Below are 3,092 nucleotides of genomic sequence, written 5' to 3' on the forward strand. Positions count from 1 at the left end.
GGCCGTGTCCCGCACGGCTTCCTTGCGGGTGGAGCGCGGGGCGCTGGCCGCCGGGGGCAGTTCCTCGGGGTCGATCCGCGTCAGCAGATGACGGTCGACCCGCAGCACCGCCCGCACACCGCCGTACGGGGACGGGGAGGACAGGTCGACGCTCAGATCGAACTGCCGGGTCAGCTGGCCGATCGCGGCGAGACCCATGCGCGGCGGGTCGCCGAGCTCGGTGAGCAGGATCGGCTCGGAACCGCCCACCATCCGCTGGGCCCGGGCCCGTTCGTCCTGCGTCATGCCCAGCCCGGCGTCGTCCACGGTGACGCAGACACCGTGGTGGACGGCCTCGAGATTGACCACGATGCCGGTGTCGGGCGCGGAGTGCCGCAGCGCGTTGTCGAGCAGCTCGGCGACGATGATGGCGACCGGCTCGACGGCGTGGGACACCAGGGCGGTGCCGGCCGCCAGGTGGTTGTGGATCCGGACGCGCTGGTAGCCCGCGAGCCGGGCCTGACCGCCCGTCACCGCGTCCACGAGGTGCGACTCCTCCCGGGCCAGCCCGACCCAGGCCCCGCACACCACCGCGGCGATCTGCGCGCGGCGCAGCGACTGCTCGTTCTCGTGGTCCAGTTCGAACAGGGTCTGCGCCAGCTCGGGGTCGTCGTAGCGCTGTTGCAGACCGCGCAGGGCGTCCTGCAACCGGTACAGCGCCGCCTGGATCTCCCGGGTCGCCCCGCGCATCCCGGCCTGCGCGGCGGCGTCGATCCGGGTGCGCTGCGAGGCGAGTTCGGTGTGCAGCCCCTTCAGCACCTGCTCCAGCGCGAATCCCAGGGGCGAACCGGCGAGCTGCGGGCTCAGCGGGCCGGGCACGGCGATGTGGGGATGCGCGACCTGCCGGGCGGCGGAGGGCAGGCGCCGCGACGCCAGATGCTCGACCTCGGCGGTGAACGCCCGTGAGGTGCCGTCGAGTTGCGCGCGCAGAGCGGCCGTCTTCGCGCGCTGGGCGGCCAGTTGCCGCCGGGAGCGCAGCAGCCCGCCGCCGAGGGCGAACGCGGACAGTGTGCCGAGGGCGAGACCACCGACGGCCAGGTCCGGGAGTTCGATCATCGAAGCGATTCCAGGGAGAGTCGGGCAGGGCGGAGTCCGAGGTGCTCAGGCGAGCTACCCGCAGCACAGTACACACCGTCATCGACTGATCTCGCACGGTGGAGCGCCACTTCGTTCCGAAAGTGCTCGCTGTCTGTTCGTATCTGGGGTAACTGTCGGGATTGCCGCGCAGGGGAGGTCAGAGCCCGAAGACTCCGCTCACCCGCTCGGTGAGTTCGTCCTCCGACATCGGGAGGTCGACGGTGACGGTGGGCAGCCGGAGGCGTGCGGTCTCCTCGCGGAGGCGTCTCGTGAACAGATCGTCCCGCACGGCGATGTTGCGGTCGGCCCGCTCCGGGTCGCTGGTCCTCGCCGTGAATCCTTCGCCCGGTGTGGCCCGGCTCCGGAAGGCGGCCTGGCGGAAGTCCGGTGTGGGCAGGAGCCAGACGGCGTGCCCGGGTGCGGTGAGCAGAGGCTTCACGAGGTGCGGCAGCAGGCGGAACCCCTCGACCAGGACACCCGTCTCCCGCGGCATGCGCAGCAGGTCCTCGACGATCAGTCCGAAGGCCTCGCCGTGAAACCAGTGGAACGTCTCGAGCATGGTGTCGGGCGACCGGTTCACCCACCGCTCGTCCATGTCCATGGCCATGAACTCGTGCAGGAGCGGTGCTTCTTCGGCGGTGGCCCGTCGAGCGTGGTCCCGCATCACATCGTCCGTCGGGTAGAGACGCCAGCCGTGTCGATCGGCGAGCCGGCGGGCGATCGTGGACTTGCCCGCACCGCTGCCGCCCCCGATCCAGTAGACGTGCCGCATCTTTCCGCTCTCCCGTGATCGCGCTCTGCTTGTCAGTGGCGGATGCCAGGATGCCGACAGCTCACCATTTCACCCCGTGCGAGGAGGAGCTGATCGTGCGCAGGCCGGTCGAGGGAGAGGTACATGTGCACTACGGCCAGATCTATGTCGAGAGCGATCCGGACGGCTACGGGTCAGGCCTGGCCGAGGCGTTCGCCGGGCAGAGCGGGGGGCTGTGCGGGGCGGCGTCACCGGGCTTCCTCTGGCTGAACACCGGCCTGCACACCGGCGACGTCGGCTTCACGGTCGAGGTGCGTGAGGAGGCCCCGCCGCTGGACCCGGTCTGGGAAGACGTGGTGGAGGTGTCCTTCCGTCCGGTGTCGCGGGACACCGCGCTCGTGCAGTGGGCGGGCGAGGCGTCCTGGCTGCTCGGCCTGGAGGAGACCGACTACCGCGTGCGGTACTGCGCCCAGGGCATGGACCGGGCCGGCGAGCGGGACACCCGGCTGGACGACGAGCCCCAACTGGACCGCTACCTCCTGCAGTTCTGGCCCGCCCCGCCCGAGCCGGGCCGCGTCCTGAAGCAGACCTCGCTGAGCGCCGCCTACTGGCACCGCTACGCCCGCGAACTGCCGCCGCCCCCCACCCCGGCCGAACGCGCCGAAGCCGAACGCCGGGCCCGCCTCGCCGAGGAGACGGCGCAACGGGAGCGGCTGCTCGCCCGCGAACGCTGGGAGTGGGGCGGACAGTCGCCGAGCCAGGCCCTGCGCGACGTCGGCGGCAACGTCCGCGGTCTCCTCCCGTTCGACCCCGCCCTGCTCCACGCCCTCGACGCCGCCGGTCCCGCCACCCAGCGCGCGGTGGCCCTGCTCGCCGCCCGCCGTGCCTGTGAGGCGGCCGGTCTCACCGCTCTCGACTGGGTCGCCGACGCGCTCACGGCCCTGGCCGAAGGCCGCCCGCTGCCGCCGCCCCTCGACGACGACGCCCGTATGTGGCAGACCTTGGCCACCGACCCACGCGTCCCGGACCGCACCGTCGGCCGCGCCGTCCCGCCCGAGCGGCCCCCCTTCCGGCCACCCCTGTCCCCGGGCGACCGCGGGCTGGACCCCCAGGAGGCGGCACAGGCCGTGGTCGGCCCGGCAGCGGCCGTGGCGAGAACGGCGACCACCGAGGCCCGACCGCTGCCGACTGCCGTGGCCGAACCCCCGACTGCCGTGGCCGAACC

3 protein-coding genes are annotated in these 3,092 nt (G+C 72.8%); 1 reads left to right on the plus strand and 2 read right to left on the minus strand.

Features of this window, described 5'->3' with window-relative positions; all coding sequences use genetic code 11:
- A partial coding sequence (locus ACFTZL_RS43365) for an ATP-binding protein (RefSeq protein WP_382595682.1) occupies positions 1-1,095 on the minus strand: 1,095 nt, incomplete at its 3' end.
- Between the two features lie 178 nt (positions 1,096-1,273).
- Positions 1,274-1,888, minus strand: a complete 615-nt coding sequence (locus ACFTZL_RS43370) for a hypothetical protein (protein ID WP_382595685.1) — start codon at positions 1,886-1,888, stop codon at positions 1,274-1,276.
- A gap of 50 nt (positions 1,889-1,938) precedes the next feature.
- On the opposite strand from ACFTZL_RS43370, the gene ACFTZL_RS43375 reads away from it, so the two are divergent.
- Positions 1,939-3,092 (plus strand): hypothetical protein (locus ACFTZL_RS43375; protein ID WP_382595687.1); only part of this gene is annotated, 1,154 nt, incomplete at its 3' end.

The sequence above is a fragment of the Streptomyces sp. NPDC056948 genome (assembly GCF_042674225.1).
Lineage (GTDB): Bacteria > Actinomycetota > Actinomycetes > Streptomycetales > Streptomycetaceae > Streptomyces > Streptomyces purpurascens.

Excerpts from the sequence above, each read along its gene's own strand:
- ACFTZL_RS43370 (WP_382595685.1), bottom strand. The coding sequence starts at position 1,888 with ATGCGGCACGTCTACTGGATCGGGGGCGGCAGCGGTGCGGGCAAGTCC.